The sequence below is a fragment of the Bacteroides sp. f07 genome, from assembly GCF_042854785.1.
Lineage (GTDB): Bacteria > Bacteroidota > Bacteroidia > Bacteroidales > Bacteroidaceae > Bacteroides.
This window is the reverse complement of the sequence record NZ_BAABXI010000003.1, coordinates 316559-332393: the sequence shown is the minus strand read 5'-3', so window position 1 is coordinate 332393 and position 15835 is coordinate 316559. Positions and strand designations below refer to the sequence as shown.

The following is a 15835-nucleotide window of genomic DNA, read 5'->3' as shown; positions in this document are numbered from 1 at the left end:
ATATGGATATTCAATTTCCCCCCTTTTTGCAGAAGGGTGATAAGGTAGTCATAGTGTCGCCTTCCAGTAAGATAGACAAGCTGTTTCTGAAAGGTGCCGGGAAACGGTTAGAGTCATGGGGGCTGAAAGTTGCCGTAGGAAAGCATGCCGGCGGCTCTTCCGGGAGATATGCCGGAACAATCAAACAACGTCTTAAAGATTTGCAGGATGCAATGGACGATCCGAATGTGAAAGCCATCCTTTGCAGCCGTGGAGGATACGGAGCCGTACATTTGATTGATAAGATTGATTTCACGGCTTTCTATGAGCATCCGAAATGGCTGCTTGGATTCAGTGACATCACGGCACTGCACAATCTGTTTCAGAAGAACGGATATGCATCTCTGCATTCATTGATGGCACGCCATCTTACGGTGGAGCCGGAAAATGATCCGTGTACCTCGTACTTAAAGGATATTCTGTTCGGAAATCTGCCTTCTTATACTTGTGAAAAGCATAAACTGAACAGACAGGGGAGTTCACAAGGTGTCTTGCGTGGCGGAAATATGGCGGTGGCTTACGGCTTGCGGGGGACTCCTTACGATATTCCGGCGGAAGGTACGGTGCTGTTTATAGAAGATGTCAGTGAGCGGCCTCATGCCATTGAGCGTATGATGTATAACTTGAAGCTGGGTGGTGTGCTTGAGAAATTGTCCGGGCTTATTGTCGGACAGTTTACTGAATATGAGGAAGACCGTTCGTTGGGTAAGGAACTGTATGCAGCTTTGGCGGATTTGGTGAAAGAGTATGATTACCCCGTTTGTTTTAATTTTCCGGTGGGGCATGTCACTCACAATTTGCCGCTTGTCAATGGCGCAAAAGTGGAGCTCACGGTCGGAAAGAAAAATGTCGAATTAAAGTTTATTTGTTAATAATCTATTCCATCTGAACAATGCTGTGATGAAAATGACTAATTTTGAGACTTTAATAGAAAAGAGAACGATGAAAAAGAAACCTATGATAATATTGACAAGTGCCTTTTTGTTATTATCGGCTTTCTCCTGCGGAGGTGGCAACAAGGCAAATAGTACAAATGAACAAAGCGAAAAGATAGCGGTGAACGTGCCGCAGTTTGATGCCGACAGCGCTTATCTGTATGTAAAGAGTCAGGTGGATTTCGGACCTCGTGTGCCTAATACGAAGGGGCACGTAGCCTGTGGAAATTATCTGGCTAAGCAGTTGAAAGATTTCGGTGCGCAGGTGACCGACCAGTATGCTGATTTGATAGCTTATGACGGGACTTTGCTGAAAGCGCGGAACATCATCGGTTCTTATAAGCCGGAAAGCAAAAAGAGAATTGCCTTGTTTGCGCATTGGGATACACGTCCCTGGGCTGACAACGATCCTGATGAAAAGAACCATAAGACTCCTATTCTGGGAGCGAATGACGGAGCGAGCGGAGTGGGGACCTTGTTGGAAATAGCCCGTCTGGTTAATCAACAGCAACCGGAACTGGGTATTGACATTATTTTCCTGGATGCGGAAGATTATGGAGCGCACGATCAGAATAATGAAGAATCATGGTGTCTGGGAGCGCAATATTGGGCGCGTAATCCTCATGTGCAGGGATATAATGCCCGTTTCGGTATACTGCTCGATATGGTGGGCGGCAAAAATACCGTTTTCCTGAAAGAATCATATTCCGAGAGATTCGCACCGGATATCAATAAGAAAGTGTGGAAAGCTGCCAAGAAGCTGGGATACGGCAGTATGTTTATTGATGAAGACGGTGGCGGAGTGACGGATGATCACTTGTTTATCAACCGCTTGGCGCGTATCAAAACGATTGATATTATAGCTTCTGATCCCGAAGGTGGATTTACTCCTACTTGGCATACGCTTACGGATAATATGGAGCATATTGATAAAAGCACATTGAAAGCAGTCGGGCAGACTGTACTGGAAGTAATCTATAACGAGAAATAATATAAATAATATGTCAATTAATGAATTGCAGGACGAAGTTATTGCAGAATTCAGTGACTTCGATGATTGGATGGACCGTTACCAACTACTTATTGACTTGGGAAATGAGCAGGAACCGCTTGAGGAAAAATATAAGACGGAGCAGAATCTGATTGAGGGATGCCAAAGTAGGGTATGGCTTCAGGCGGATGATGTAGACGGCAAGATTGTTTTTAAGGCGGAAAGTGACGCGTTGATTGTAAAAGGTATTATCGCTTTGCTGATTAAAGTGTTGTCAGGGCATACGCCTGATGAAATATTGAATGCCGACCTTTATTTTATTGATAAAATCGGATTGAAGGAGCATCTGTCGCCTACACGCAGCAACGGTTTGCTGTCGATGGTGAAACAAATACGAATGTACGCATTGGCGTTCAAAGCAAAAGAGGGGAAGTGAAAACTTCCCTTTTTTATTGCTGCCTTTCTATTCTTGCTTTCTGGAAGTCAGGTAGCGCATAGCCAGGATACTTCCGATAAGTAAGAGAACCGCTCCTGATAAAACAATCAGATAGGGTGTGCCGCTTATCAGGTCATCCATATTCTCTGCTTCGGGATATTTGATACTGAGATAGACGGAAAGGGAATTGTTCAGTATATGCATGAGGATACAGGGAATCAGACTGCCGGTCTTATAATACGTCCACGCCAGCAGGATACCAATCAGAAATGCCGGAAGTATCTGGGCGGGATTAATGTGGAAGACACCGAACAGGAGTGCGGAGATGAGAATTGCCTTCGCTGGATTGTACTGTTGCAGCAAGGCTTTGGTGATGGCTCCGCGGAACAATAGCTCTTCGAGCACGGGACCTACGATAGCTATCGCAAGAATACCGCCCCAACCGGATTGAAGAATATCGAAAGACTGCTCCATGATATTGGGGATCCAGTCCAGCAGACTCATAAGTGCGGATACCAGAAAGCCGCCGGTGAGGATAGCCAATGCGCTGCCAATCAGATAAGGGGCTGAAACTGGTGACCATGCAGACTTTTGTGTGCTGATATAGCCTGCTTTCCAGAGATAGATACCCATCATGACCTGTCCGGCCAGTTGTGCCGGAATCATGATTGTCTGCGTTAGGACAGCTTTATCCAGATTTCCGGTAGTGACCAATAAATAGATGGTACAGGGAATCATAATCAGAATAGGAGCGACGATCTGCGCGATGAGAAGGTCGATTAGTACTAATTTGACGGCTGTCTTCATAAGGCTGTCGTGCTTTATTTAGTGGTAAAGAAACTGCATATAAACATAGCTAACATAGATATGGCTATTACCACCAGCGAGATACTCATAAATGTTTTTTGCATAAGAAACTATTTTTTAAGTTGTTATTATTCATTTTGCTCTTTCTGGAGGGAGCAGCCGGCACCTTTGTCAAGAAGGATGGCTTCTGTCTCTTCAGCGTCTTTGTGAAGTTGCACGATTAACTCGTCAATGCTGGAATATTTCAGTTCGGGACGAGTCCGTTTTACAAAAGTAAGCCGGATAAACTTGTCGTATATGTTGGAGTGGAAGTGAAGGATGTTCACTTCAATCGTTCGGTTAGGCCCGTTGCCAATCGTCGGGCGGATGCCTATATTCAACATACCCATATACGTTTTTCCGTCGAATGTCACCCACACGGCATAAACACCGTCTGCCGGAACGAGCTTGTCCGGGTTGTCAACGCTTAAGTTAGCGGTCGGGAAGCCGATTTTCCTACCCACCTGATAGCCGCCTACAACCGTTCCGTCCAAGAAATATTCGTATCCCAGACAGCGGGCTGCCAAGTCTACATCTCCTTTATGAAGCAGTTTGCGGATTAGGGAAGAGCTGACTGTTGTATGCTCTCCGTCCTTCATTTCTATATTGCTGGCATAGGCTTTTGCCTGAATAACTTCTATGCCGATTTCTTCTCCATAACGTACATAGTCCTCGAACCCTTCGCTGCGGTTGTGTCCGAAGCGGTGATCGTAGCCGATGACCAGGCATTTTACCTGAAAGCGTTCTTTGAGTATCTGAGTCATAAACTCGCGTGCCGTCAGTCGGGAAATATCCGGGGTAAAGTCGAGCATCAGGCAGTAGTCTACTCCAATGTCGGACAGTAAGTTGATTTTTTCTTCCGGTGTGGTCAGAAGCTCCGGGCGATAGTCGGCGTTCATCACTTTGCGGGGATGAATGGGGAAAGTAACCAGTGCAGAACGTAAACCTTTGGCTGCGGCTGTCTCTTTCACTTGGTGGATGAGATAGCGGTGTCCCGCATGAACTCCGTCAAAGAAGCCGATGGTAGCTACACAGGGTTCCGGGATAAGGGTCGATATGTCACGTATAATCTGCATCTCCACGGGTTTTTATTTGTTTTTGAAAAGATGGCTCCAGTCTTCGCCGGCTTTTGCGGTATAAGTGAAAATACCCAGTTCGCGGGCTGCTTGACAATTTATCTCAGAGTCGTCGATGAAGAGTGTTTCTTGCGGTTCGATGCCTGCATCTTCGATGACGGCTTTAAAAATTTCCGGTTCCGGTTTTACCATGTGCATCTCATAAGAGAGATACGTTTTTTCAAAATAATCTTCTACTTTGAAGGTGCGGTATGGAAATAAATTCTGGCAGGTGTAGTTCCAATGGAGTTCATTGGTGTTGCTGAGCAGGTAGACAACGTACTTAGTGCGTAATTCCAGCAGCAAGTCGAGCTTGTAGGCGGGAATGTCTACCAGGAAACTATTCCAGGCTGCATCTATTTGTCGGTCACTTGCTGCTTTGCCCATCATATTCCGAATTTCATCCCGAAATTCGGCGGCAGTGATCAGACCTTTTTCCTGCTGCATGAATATTCCATGCAGTTGCTGGATGTTCAATCGCTCTTCTACGTCTGTGAACCCTAATTTCTTAAAGCTCTCCATGCAACGTTGGCGGTCGAGATTGATAAGCACACCGCCCAAATCAATAAGAAGGTTTTTAATTCCTTTACTTTTCATTTCTACTCTTTTTGTGAATAATACGTTGTGCAAGGCGAACAAGTTCTCCAACCCATAACACCGTGGACGAAACGCCTATAATCAGAAGCCAGGTTTGCCAGTCGAGTGGTGTCGTACGGAATACAGCTCCACCGAACTGTACAATCAGGAATTGTCCGACCAGAATAGCCAGCACGATCAATTCCATTCCATATGATTTGGAAAGTCCTTTGAATGCCGAGTCGGTGGTTCCGAATACGCGGGCATTGAAGAGATTCCAGAATTGTAACATGACAAAGAAAGTGAAGAAGACGGTGAGGTTGTGTATATCCATACCTTGCGGGCTGTGGTCGAAATAATAAATCATTCCGAGCAGTACGATAAGGAAAACAGAGCCTACACCTATTATATTGGACCGCATTGCCTTGCTGATGATAAAATCAGTACTGCGACGGGGTTTTTCAAGCATCACGGTTTCACTGGGCGGGATGGAAGCCAAAGCCAGGGCGGCAAAGGTATCCATAATCAGGTTTACCCATAACATCTGCGTGACCGTCAGCGGAAGTTCCGTACCGATGACGGAGCCCAGCAGAACGATAAGTAGCGCGACGAAATTAATCGTCAACTGGAAAACGATGAAACGCTGGATATTCTTATAAAGTGAACGTCCCCACATGACGGCGGTTCCGATACTGTTGAACGAGTCGTCGAGCAAGGTGATGTCGCTGGCTTCTTTGGCTACGGAAGTTCCTGTTCCCATCGACAGGCCGACTTGTGCATGATTCAAAGCCGGTGCGTCGTTTGTACCGTCCCCGGTTACGGCTACTACCGCTCCTTTTTGCTGGAGTAATTGTACCAGGCGTTGTTTGTCTGTCGGGCGGGCGCGTGACATGATTTTAAGATCCATCACCCGGTCTAATGCTTCTTCGTCACTCAATTCGGCGAATGCCACTCCGGTGATGCGGTTCCGCTCCGTATCCGTCTCCGGATTCCAAAGACCTATCTGACGGGCAATCTCCGTGGCAGTTCCCGGCGTGTCACCAGTGACAATCTTAATGCCGATGCCCGCCGACTGGCATTTGGCAACGGCAGCAGGTACATCCGGACGAATCGGGTCGGAAATGGCTACGACGCCTAAGAAGTTCAAATCATTGGCTGATACCAACTCCGTACAGTCGTCCGGTTCGTTCTCTCCGACAATCTTGAAAGCAAATCCAAGTGTACGCATCGCCATATTCTGATAATTCAGCAATTGCGCTTCTATCGTCGAACGGTATTCCACGGCATCTATCCGTTTCCCGTCCAGTACAACTTCCTTACATTTGCCGAGAACAATTTCCGGTGCTCCTTTGATATAGAGTATTTTCTTTCCGATTAATGGCGATTCTACAAGTGTCGCCATGAATTTCCGTTCGGTAGAGAACGTTAACTGGTCGAGGATATGTGCATTCTCACGAAGAGCCAGATAATCTCTTCCCTGGCTGTTCAGCCATAATAACAAAGCTACTTCGGTAGGATTTCCTACTCCTTTCGGCTTTTCACCGGTAGCCGATTCCTCAAGAAAAGCGGTTGAATTGGTGCTGATACCTTCTGCGATAAGCGTGCTGATATCGTCGTCGGACAGGTTACTGCCGTTCTTTATACCATAGAAGTTGGGCTCGTGCACCTGCATCAGGTTTTGTGTCAGTGTACCGGTCTTGTCCGTACAAATCACAGTGATAGCACCCATCGTTTCGCAAGCGTGCATCTTCCGTACCAAGTTGTTGGTAGAGAGCATACGGCGCATATTCAGCGCCAGGCTGAGAGTAACGCTCATGGGCAAGCCTTCGGGCACGGCTACTACGATCAGAGTAACTGCCATCATAAAGTATTTGAGTGTCTTCTCGAAAACCGGTAACCATCCATGCCACCCGTTTAATGTGCTAAAGTCAAAGGCGAGCAGTACATCTTTCACAAAGAAGATAAGGAAGGCAAGACCTGCAACGGTAAAACCGATTTTCCCGATCAGGTTGGCTAGCTTTGTCAATTGTATGTTCAGCGGAGTCGGTTCGAGATTCTCTTCCGTACTTTGGCGGGCTACTTTCCCGATTTCGGTAGCGTCTCCCACATGCAGTACACGCATGGTTCCGTGTCCGTCGACTACCGTAGTGCCGCGCATCACCAAATTGGAAGCATACGTTGCCTCTTCGTCAAAATCCGCTTCTATGGTCGTTTTGTTGATAACAGGTTCTCCTGTCAGATTAGATTCGTTTACCTGCAAAGAAATTGCTTCCAGCAACTCTCCGTCCGCAGGAATTTCCTCACCGGTTTCCAAAATGACTATATCACCTACCACTATGTCTTTACGGGGAACTTCCTGTACACGTCCGTTGCGGATTACTTTTACCAATGTCTCTTCGTTGACTGCATTCAGCAAATCGAACTTCTTGCTGGCGTCATATTCGAAGAAGAAACCTATACCGGTGGCCAGCAGGATAGCGGCAATGATTCCGATTGTCTCGGCATATTCATTCTCGATGATGGAGATGATTAACGAAAATGCGGCTGCCACTAACAGTACGCGTACAACCGGATCCTCAAATTTTTCAAGATAGAGCTTCCAAAGGGAAGGACGCTTGGGAGGCGTTAACAGGTTAATGCCATTTTTTTCCCTGCTTTGCAGGACTTCATTATCAGTAAGTCCTATATGATAAAAATCATCTTTATTTGTACTCATGCAGATACATGCGTTTAGTTTGGGCTACAAAAGTACAACATAATATTGTGATTAAATGTTTAATTAAAAAAAAATATGAAGTTGGATTTGTTACTGTGGCTTACCGCACGTCCGGTAGGGGATAGTGAACCAGAAAGTGGATCCTTCGCCTTCTACGGAGTCCGCCCCGATCTGTCCGTCCAGTTTGGTTACGATGGTTTGGGAGATGGAAAGTCCCAGTCCCGTTCCCTTTTTGTCTTTGTTCAACTTCACGAAGCGTCCGAATACGTCCGGCAGTTTATCTGCCGGAATACCTGCACCGGTATCCTTTACATAAAAATAAAGTTCGGTGTCTCTAGGCTCATATCCGAGACGCACCGTACCTTCAGTCGTGAATTTTATCGCATTGGTGGTAAAGTTGGAAATCACTTGGGCCACGCGGTTACGGTCGGTCTGGATGAGGCAGGAAGAACACGATGGTTCTGCGATAATTTTAATCATCCCGCCGGCATCGTTCACCCGCATCTGGAAAAGCTGCTGTAAATCCGAAAGTAACAGATTGATATCTACCGTAGTATATACAAATTCCAAAGTCCCTGCTTCAATCTTTGACATATCGAGGATGTCGTTGACCAGTTGCAGTAAGAGGTCGGCATTCATCTTTATGATTTCCTGATATTGGGCTTTCTCCTCTTCTGTATTTGCGCTGCCCATTATTTCCGCAAATCCGGTGATGGCGTTGAGAGGCGTACGTATCTCATGGCTCATATTAGCCAGGAATGCAGACTTGGAAACATCGGCATTTTCCGCTTTTTCTTTGGCGTGTATTAATTCCTCTTCCGCTTTTTTCAGCCGGGTGATGTCGTGGACGGTGAGTACCATATTCTCTTTTTCATCCAGAAGAAAGTACGAACCGGAGATGACAGCATTGCATTCTACCGTCTCGCTTTCGGCAGTAGCTATGCTAAGTGTGGCTTCGAGGTCTGTGAAACTTCTTCTTTGTTCGAAAGCCTGTCGTATGGCAGCACGTATCGGGCAGGAGCCGCAAAAACTGTGTGTGCCGCAGCCACCTTCGGCAGCCAATGCATTACGGCATTGCAGCAGGTCGCCCACTCTTTTTTCTTCCGTTCCTTTCGGGGTGTCGGTTTTCTGATAGTAGTTGGTTCTCAGTACTTTGAATTCGTTGTCTATTAGCAGGATAAAAGCATGTACATTTTTTAGGACAGAACCGGCGATACGATTAGTACGTTCCAATTTCCTGGATTCCCGGAATAATCGTTGTTGCATTCGGAGATATTTTCTGCGCTCCCATAAAAAGCAGAGTAGTAGAATGGCGCATAAAACTATTAATGTTGATAATAATGCTATTAGCATACTTGTATACTGTTGTTTTAGCTTGATGAATATGCTTACAAAGATAGTTTTTTCTTTCATTATAAAAGAAGTGTTGAACAAATATCTTGCTATTTGTGTTATATTAATTAGAAAACCAATTAAAAATACGAACGTTATGAAGAAGTACATTTGCACGGTCTGTGAATATATTTACGACCCCGAACAAGGAGATCCGGAAAGCGGAATTGAACCAGGAACTGCGTTTGAAGACATTCCTGATGATTGGACTTGTCCACTTTGTGGAGTCGGAAAAGAAGATTTCGAACCGTACGAAGGATAAAACAGAGAGAGAGAATTTATTAAGTGAAAATGACCGGATGCCATATGTGCCCGGTCATTTTTATTTTTATGCCCGAAAATTATTCTGCTGATTATAAATGTAATATCTTTGCCCACAAAAACCAAAATCATGTATAAGAACAAGACAACTGCCGCTATCTGCTCAAATTTTCTTTTATATCCTGTTATCTTTCTTTTGATGATATTCAGCCTTTTGATGGCTGGTTGTAGTGATGATGAAAACGAAGAGGAACCACCTGCTCCGGATACGCCGGATTATAGTACGATAATAGTGAAAGATATACGGAATATACCTGATAATTTTATATTCGACCGGGTTGAAGTGAAAGTGACGGGCGCTGACTGGCAAGTGATCGAGACTCTTTCATTCCCTTATGAAAACGGACAGATTATTATGGACTTGCCCACTGTCTTTTCTCCGGAAGTGTTACAGAAAGTGGACCGCCGGGGAGGTGATATGGCAGGATACTGGACGGGAACTTCAAATGACGGCGATGCCCTTGTAGCTACATTGGGCGATTTCTTTGTTTTTAAAGGTGATAAGAGAGTGGGGCGAATAGCTTTATCCAATTGGACAGGCAAGGGTTCTTCCGCAGGAAAAGCAATGATTGGCTATCAGTTTGCCGACCGTCCTTTTTCGTTGACAGGCAGTGACAAATCCTATAATTATAGTGATTGCTCTTTCGTTAGCGGATGGAATATGTTTGCTAATATCAATCCGGTGTCGGAAAACGGTACGGCAAAAGTCCTTCGAACCACTGTTGTGCCGGAAGCTACTTTGTTTTGGCGGCTGGCGGAATCGTATGTGTATGAGTAAAAAATATAATGGATAAATAAAGAAAGGAGAACCGGACAGTAAATATGTATTAGCCGGTTCTCCTTTCTTATCTCTTGCTATTTGTCTTATCAGGAAGCCTTCTTTTCTTTCACATCACTGCTGGCTTCTACCACATTTACTATATAGTCGCCCAGTTTCTCACATTCGGCGATAATATCCATATAGTAAACGCCCATTTGATAATCATATTCCTTGTTGTTCACATCCAGGATATTCTGATTCTTCAATTGGTTGCGGTAATTATTGATTTCGTTTTCAATATTGAAAGACTTGTTGATGTCAATGCTCTGATGTTCCGGTTTCTCTACTACCATAATCATCTGTGCAAGAGCATCGTTCGTCAGCTTCATCATGAAGTGAATATGCTCGTATTGCTTTTCGGTGAAGTCTTGGTTGGTCTGGCGTTTCCGGTTGATGGTACGTGCCAGGTTGTAACAACTGTCTCCGATGCTTTCAATCTCCGTCACTTCACGCAGCATGGCGCGTATCTGCAGCTTACTTTCAGAACTCAAACGGCCTTCGGATACCTGGTTCAAATAATTGGCTATTTCCAGTTCCATGTTGTCGCTGATATTCTCATATTTCTCTATCCGGCTGAACACTTTATTGAAGTCATCATCTTTTTCGGTATGCAGCAAGTCCTGCACCATGCCGAACATACGGTGGGTACGTTCTGCGAAAAGATGAATCTCCTTGCGTGCCTGAAGAATGGAAAGTTCCGCCGTAGAAAGCATACCACCGGTGATAAACCGCAGTCTCGGTTCTTCGTCCTCTTCTTTCGGATGGATTAAAGCACATACGGTACGTTCGATTAACTTCACAGCCCATATCAGGACACATACGTTACAGATATTGAAGATAGAGTGGAAGGCGGACAGCTTATAAGAGATGGTAACTTCGGGATTGCTGCTTTGGAAGAAAGTGTCTACTACCCAGTTGACCAGTTGCATGAAAGGGTGGAAAATAATCAGTACCCAGATAACGCCGAACACATTAAAAACAAAATGCGCCAATGCTGCCCGTTTAGCCTGTGTGTTGGCTGTTAATGCGGCAAGATTGGCGGTGATTGTAGTTCCTATGTTTTCTCCCAGTACGAGGGCTGCTCCCAGTTCCAGACTGATCCATCCGTTGGCACACATAATCAGTGTAATTGCCATCGTGGCGGCGGAGGCCTGTACAATCATGGTCAGTATCGTACCGATGAACAGGAACAGGAGAATGGAGAAGAATCCCATATCCGTGTAGTTCTGTACAAAGGCGAGCATTTCCGGATTGGCATTCAGGTCGGGCGCATTTGCCTTCAGGTAAGAAAGCCCCATAAAGAGGAAGGAGAAGCCGAAAATGAATTCACCGACGGACTTGCGGTTGCTTTTTCCCGAGAAGATAAGCGGAAGGGCGACGGCGAGCAGAGGAAGGGCAAAGGCGGCCATGTCAACCTTAAATCCGAAAATTGAGATAATCCAGGCAGTGACCGTAGTACCGATATTGGCACCCATAATGACACTGATGGATTCGGCAAGAGTGAGTAACCCGGCATTAACGAAACTCACGACCATTACCGTCGTTGCCGAAGAAGATTGGATAAGGGCTGTGATTAACACACCTGTTAAAACACCCGTTACCCTGTTGGTAGTCATTGCCGTCAAGATACTTCGTAGTCTGTCACCCGCGACCTTTTGCAAGCCCTCGCTCATTATCTTCATTCCGTACAGGAAGAGGCCTAATGAACCTATGAGCTTTAAAAAATCATAAAAAGAATATTCCATCTATAATATTTTTAATGGTTATTTGTTCTCAGTCTGATTATAAGTATATTAGTCCCAAATTATTCACCTTTTAACGAACCCGATGAAACAGATGTTACAAATATGTTGCAAAAATAACAATATTTCTAAAGAATTCCCTATCGGAAGCTCACTTTTGGATATTTATTACGGTTTTAATCTTAATTTTCCTTATCAAGTGGTTAGCGCTAAGGTCAATAACCGCTCTGAGGGACTTAATTTTAGAGTATATAACAATAAGGATATAGAGTTTCTGGACGTGCGAGACCAGTCCGGAATGCGTACTTATGTCCGCTCACTCTGTTTTGTATTGTTCAAGGCTGTCACAGAGTTGTTTCCCGAAGGCAAGCTGTTTGTAGAACACCCCGTGTCGAAAGGCTATTTCTGTAATCTGCGTATCGGGCGTCCCATTGAACTGGAAGATGTGAGACGCATCAAGCAGCGGATGCAGGATATTATTGCGGAGAATATACCTTATCACCGCATCGAATGTCATACGGCGGAAGCGGTACGCGTTTTCAGCGAGCGGGGGATGGATGACAAAGTGCGGCTGCTCGAAACTTCCGGCTCCCTCTATACCTATTACTATACGTTGGGCGATACGGTCGATTATTATTATGGTAATCTGCTGCCCAGTACCGGCTATATTAAATTGTTCGACATCGTGAAATATTACGATGGATTGCTTCTTCGGATTCCGAGCCGCGAGAATCCCGAAGTATTGGAAGATGTTGTGAAGCAGGAGAAGATGCTGGACGTCTTTAAGGAATATCTGAACTGGAGTTATATCATGGGACTCAACAACGCAGGGGATTTCAACCTGGTTTGTGAGGAAGGGCACGCCACAGACCTGATTAATGTGGCCGAAGCCTTGCAGGAGAAAAAGATAGCCCAGATTGCCGATACTATTTTCCACCGGGGAGAGAACGGCAACCGTGTGAAACTTGTATTGATTGCCGGGCCGTCGTCTTCGGGAAAGACGACTTTCAGCAAACGTCTCTCTATCCAGTTGATGACAAACGGTTTGAAACCCTATCCCATCTCTCTGGATAATTATTTCGTGGACCGAGAAGACACTCCTCTGGATGAAAACGGAAACTACGATTATGAATCACTTTACGCACTCGACCTGGATTTGTTCAACCGGCAATTGCAAGCCCTGCTTCGTGGCGAGGAGGTGGAACTTCCCCGTTTCAACTTCTCCCTCGGCAAGAAAGAGTATAAAGGAGACAAACTGAAAATAGAGGATAACACGATTTTAATCCTGGAAGGTATTCATGCGCTGAATCCCGAACTGACTCCCCACATACCGGCTGAACGCAAGTTCAAGATTTACGTGTCTGCACTGACTACCATTTCCCTGGACGACCATAACTGGATTCCGACAACCGACAACCGTCTGTTGCGCCGTATTATCCGTGACTTCAATTATCGTGGATATTCCGCCCGCGAAACCATTTCACGCTGGCCTAGTGTACGTGCCGGTGAAGACAAGTGGATATTCCCTTATCAGGAAAATGCCGATGTCATGTTCAATTCGGCATTACTCTTTGAGTTTGCCGTTCTTCGTCTGCATGCGGAGCCTATTTTGATGGGAGTGCCGCGCAACTGTCCCGAATATTGTGAAGCCTACCGGTTGCTGAAATTCATTAAATATTTTGTTCCGGTACAAGATAAGGAAATTCCGCCGACTTCCCTGCTTCGCGAGTTTTTGGGTGGAAGCAGCTTTAAATATTAAGTAGAACTATAATATAATAAGAATACATTTGTCCTTGTGTTTTCTGCAATGAGAACACAAGGATTTTTTTATGCTGTAAAACTGCAAAAAAGATACAAAATAGATGATAATTAGATTCTATTTTCAAAAAAATAGCGCCTGAACGTTCTATTAGACTTTAAAACATTGAACCTTTGGTTATCTATTCTGTTATGAATAAACATACAACGAAAAAGAGAGAGAATATGATTTGTTACAATAATCTTTTAGCAAAATGGTTCTTAGGAAAAGGGAAGAATAAGAGTCATTACTTTATGTTCGGTGGTTTTTTCTTTACCCGATATAAGTATTTGGAAGTGTGGGAAGATATGGAACTGCGGATTCATGCAAGGCAGTTTTGGGAGTGTTTCCTTTTGACGCTGTTGCCAGCCTTAGTTTTGTCATTAGTGTTTTCATGGTGGTGGATGATACTCCCCTTCATGACATATCATTTGTTTTATTGGCTGGAAAAGTCATTCCGCCCTCATTCGGTTTTCGATTGGGAAGCGATAGAAAATTGTGGTGACACGCTTTATATCAGAAAAAGAAAATCGTATGCGTGGATGAAGTGGTATGGGAAAAAGACTCTGCCTTTGTCTGATTGGGACGATTAAAAACAAGTAAAACGATTGAAGCGATAAAGTTCTGCCACTGATTATACAGGTATGTGTTGTATAATCAGTGGCAGAATTTTATTTCCGGCAGAAAACTTTTATCTCAAAGCTTCTACTTCTTCCGGTGTCAGAGGAATCTTCTTGCCCAGTCTGCGAGCGCCTGTTTCTGTAATCAGATAATCTTCCTCGTTACGGATACCACCGAAATCCTTGTAGGTCTCCACTACGTCATAGTTGATGAAATCAGCGAATTTCTTTTCCGCTTTCCACATATCAATCAGTTCGGGAATAAAGTAAATACCCGGTTCTACGGTATGTACAAATCCCGGTTCCAGCGGAATAGCGAGACGTTGTGATTTACGACCGAACTGTGTACTTTTCGGCTGGCCGTTGTATCCTACCCATATCTCACCCAGATTTTCCATATCGTGTACATCCAGCCCCATCATATGACCTAATCCGTGCGGATAGAACAGGGCATGAGCGCCTTCACGAACAGCATCCTCTGCATTTCCTTTCATCAGTCCGAGCGCCTTCATGCCTTCTACCATCACACGGGCGGACAATTCGTAGACTTCCATATAAGGAATTCCCGGACGGAGAGCTTTCACCGATTCGAGATGCATTGCATTTTGAATTTCGTACACTTCACGCTGGCGGGTCGTGAACTTCTTGTCGGCAGGAATCGTAGACGACATATCGCCTGCATATCCTGATTCAACTTCCGCACCCGCATCAATCAAGAACAAATCACCCGGTTTCACAAGATTACCGTGATAATGGTTGTGCAGCGTCTGACCGTTGATGGTGGCAATTGTGGCAAAAGAGAGTTGGCAGTTGTTGGATTCCGCTACCCGGTTCATTTCCGCTACCACCTCATATTCGTACATACCCGGACGAAGTACTTTCATCGCTGTGATATGCATATCGGCAGTCACGTCGCAAGCCTTTTCTATCTCTATGATTTCCTCTGCGGATTTATAGTTACGTTGTGCTATGACGGCGCGGATGAAAGGTATGGAGCCCTCTTGGCGTGCAGGCGGTATCCCCAGCCAGTCCATCAGTTTCAATTTGTGCTCAGGACGGTAAGGGGGCAGATAATGAATCGCTTTCCCTTTTTGTACGCATTTGTGAAGATAACTTACAATCTCGGCAGACGGCATTAAATTAGCCACACCCACACGTTCGCACTTATCGCGCAATGTCGGTTGTGACCCCATCCATACGATAGCGTCAATAGACAGTTCATCACCAAAAATGATTTCCTTGTCTTCATCAATATCTATGATTGCCGAAAGTCCGGCACATGAAAGCCCGAAATAATAGAGGAAGGTAGAATCCTGCCGGTAACGGAACGTGTTATCCTCGTAATTCAGTCCGCACTCGTCATTTCCAAGAAATAACAATACTCCAGAGCCTATATTCTTTTTCAGCAGGGCTCTCCGCTGCATATACGTTTCTTTGGCAAACATATGGTCCTAATTTTTAAGTTCGTGCAACAAAGATAACGAATTT

At 45.0% G+C, this 15835-nt stretch carries 14 protein-coding genes; 7 read left to right on the top strand and 7 right to left on the bottom strand.

Annotated features, from left to right (window positions below):
• Positions 1 to 2 precede the first annotated feature (2 nt).
• The 3 genes from ACGHVY_RS21210 to ACGHVY_RS21200 all read left to right on the top strand — a co-directional run bounded on the left by ACGHVY_RS21210 (position 3) and on the right by ACGHVY_RS21200 (position 2401).
• On the top strand, positions 3 to 911 hold the full coding sequence (locus ACGHVY_RS21210; protein WP_390601405.1) for an LD-carboxypeptidase: 909 nt from the start codon (positions 3 to 5) through the stop codon (positions 909 to 911).
• A 70-nt stretch (positions 912 to 981) separates the two neighbouring features.
• A complete protein-coding gene (locus tag ACGHVY_RS21205; RefSeq protein WP_390601403.1) occupies positions 982 to 1965 on the top strand; it encodes a M20 family metallopeptidase in 984 nt (327 codons plus the stop codon).
• A gap of 10 nt (positions 1966 to 1975) precedes the next feature.
• Positions 1976 to 2401, top strand: coding sequence for a SufE family protein (locus ACGHVY_RS21200; protein ID WP_004306960.1), 426 nt, complete (start codon positions 1976 to 1978; stop codon positions 2399 to 2401).
• 27 nt (positions 2402 to 2428) lie between these two features.
• On the opposite strand, the gene ACGHVY_RS21195 is transcribed toward ACGHVY_RS21200, so the two are convergent.
• The 5 genes from ACGHVY_RS21195 to ACGHVY_RS21175 all read right to left on the bottom strand — a co-directional run bounded on the left by ACGHVY_RS21195 (position 2429) and on the right by ACGHVY_RS21175 (position 8920).
• On the bottom strand, positions 2429 to 3208 hold the full coding sequence (locus tag ACGHVY_RS21195; RefSeq protein WP_308745141.1) for a type II CAAX endopeptidase family protein: 780 nt from the start codon (positions 3206 to 3208) through the stop codon (positions 2429 to 2431).
• Between the two features lie 128 nt (positions 3209 to 3336).
• Entirely contained in the window at positions 3337 to 4323 is a 987-nt protein-coding gene (locus ACGHVY_RS21190) for a bifunctional riboflavin kinase/FAD synthetase (protein ID WP_390601400.1), read from the bottom strand.
• A gap of 12 nt (positions 4324 to 4335) precedes the next feature.
• Complete coding sequence (locus ACGHVY_RS21185) at positions 4336 to 4959, bottom strand: HAD family phosphatase (RefSeq protein WP_308745143.1); 624 nt, start codon at positions 4957 to 4959, stop codon at positions 4336 to 4338.
• Entirely contained in the window at positions 4949 to 7654 is a 2706-nt protein-coding gene (locus ACGHVY_RS21180; RefSeq protein ID WP_390601398.1) for a calcium-translocating P-type ATPase, PMCA-type, read from the bottom strand. Before ACGHVY_RS21180 ends, ACGHVY_RS21185 begins: the two co-directional genes overlap by 11 nt.
• Before the next feature lie 90 nt (positions 7655 to 7744).
• Positions 7745 to 8920: a sensor histidine kinase gene (locus ACGHVY_RS21175; protein WP_390601395.1), complete on the bottom strand. Its 1176-nt coding sequence runs from the start codon at positions 8918 to 8920 to the stop codon at positions 7745 to 7747.
• Positions 8921 to 9143: 223 nt separating this feature from the next.
• Here ACGHVY_RS21175 and rd point away from each other — a divergent pair, with 223 nt between their 5' ends.
• Positions 9144 to 9308 carry a rubredoxin gene (gene rd / locus ACGHVY_RS21170; protein ID WP_004306971.1) on the top strand — a complete coding sequence of 55 codons (165 nt, stop codon included), beginning with the start codon at positions 9144 to 9146 and terminating at the stop codon, positions 9306 to 9308.
• 129 nt (positions 9309 to 9437) lie between these two features.
• Entirely contained in the window at positions 9438 to 10145 is a 708-nt protein-coding gene (locus ACGHVY_RS21165) for a hypothetical protein (protein WP_390601392.1), read from the top strand.
• Between the two features lie 89 nt (positions 10146 to 10234).
• Here ACGHVY_RS21165 and ACGHVY_RS21160 read toward each other — a convergent pair whose 3' ends face one another.
• On the bottom strand, positions 10235 to 11932 hold the full coding sequence (locus tag ACGHVY_RS21160) for a Na/Pi cotransporter family protein (protein ID WP_308745147.1): 1698 nt from the start codon (positions 11930 to 11932) through the stop codon (positions 10235 to 10237).
• 82 nt (positions 11933 to 12014) lie between these two features.
• Between ACGHVY_RS21160 and ACGHVY_RS21155 the strand changes: the two genes are divergently transcribed.
• Together ACGHVY_RS21155 and ACGHVY_RS21150 are read left to right on the top strand one after the other, a co-directional pair.
• Positions 12015 to 13688: a nucleoside kinase gene (locus tag ACGHVY_RS21155; protein WP_308745148.1), complete on the top strand. Its 1674-nt coding sequence runs from the start codon at positions 12015 to 12017 to the stop codon at positions 13686 to 13688.
• Between the two features lie 224 nt (positions 13689 to 13912).
• Positions 13913 to 14320 carry a hypothetical protein gene (locus ACGHVY_RS21150; RefSeq protein ID WP_390601390.1) on the top strand — a complete coding sequence of 136 codons (408 nt, stop codon included), beginning with the start codon at positions 13913 to 13915 and terminating at the stop codon, positions 14318 to 14320.
• A 98-nt stretch (positions 14321 to 14418) separates the two neighbouring features.
• Here ACGHVY_RS21150 and ACGHVY_RS21145 read toward each other — a convergent pair whose 3' ends face one another.
• A complete protein-coding gene (locus tag ACGHVY_RS21145) occupies positions 14419 to 15792 on the bottom strand; it encodes an aminopeptidase P family protein (RefSeq protein WP_390601388.1) in 1374 nt (457 codons plus the stop codon).
• Between the last annotated feature and the right edge of the window lie 43 nt (positions 15793 to 15835).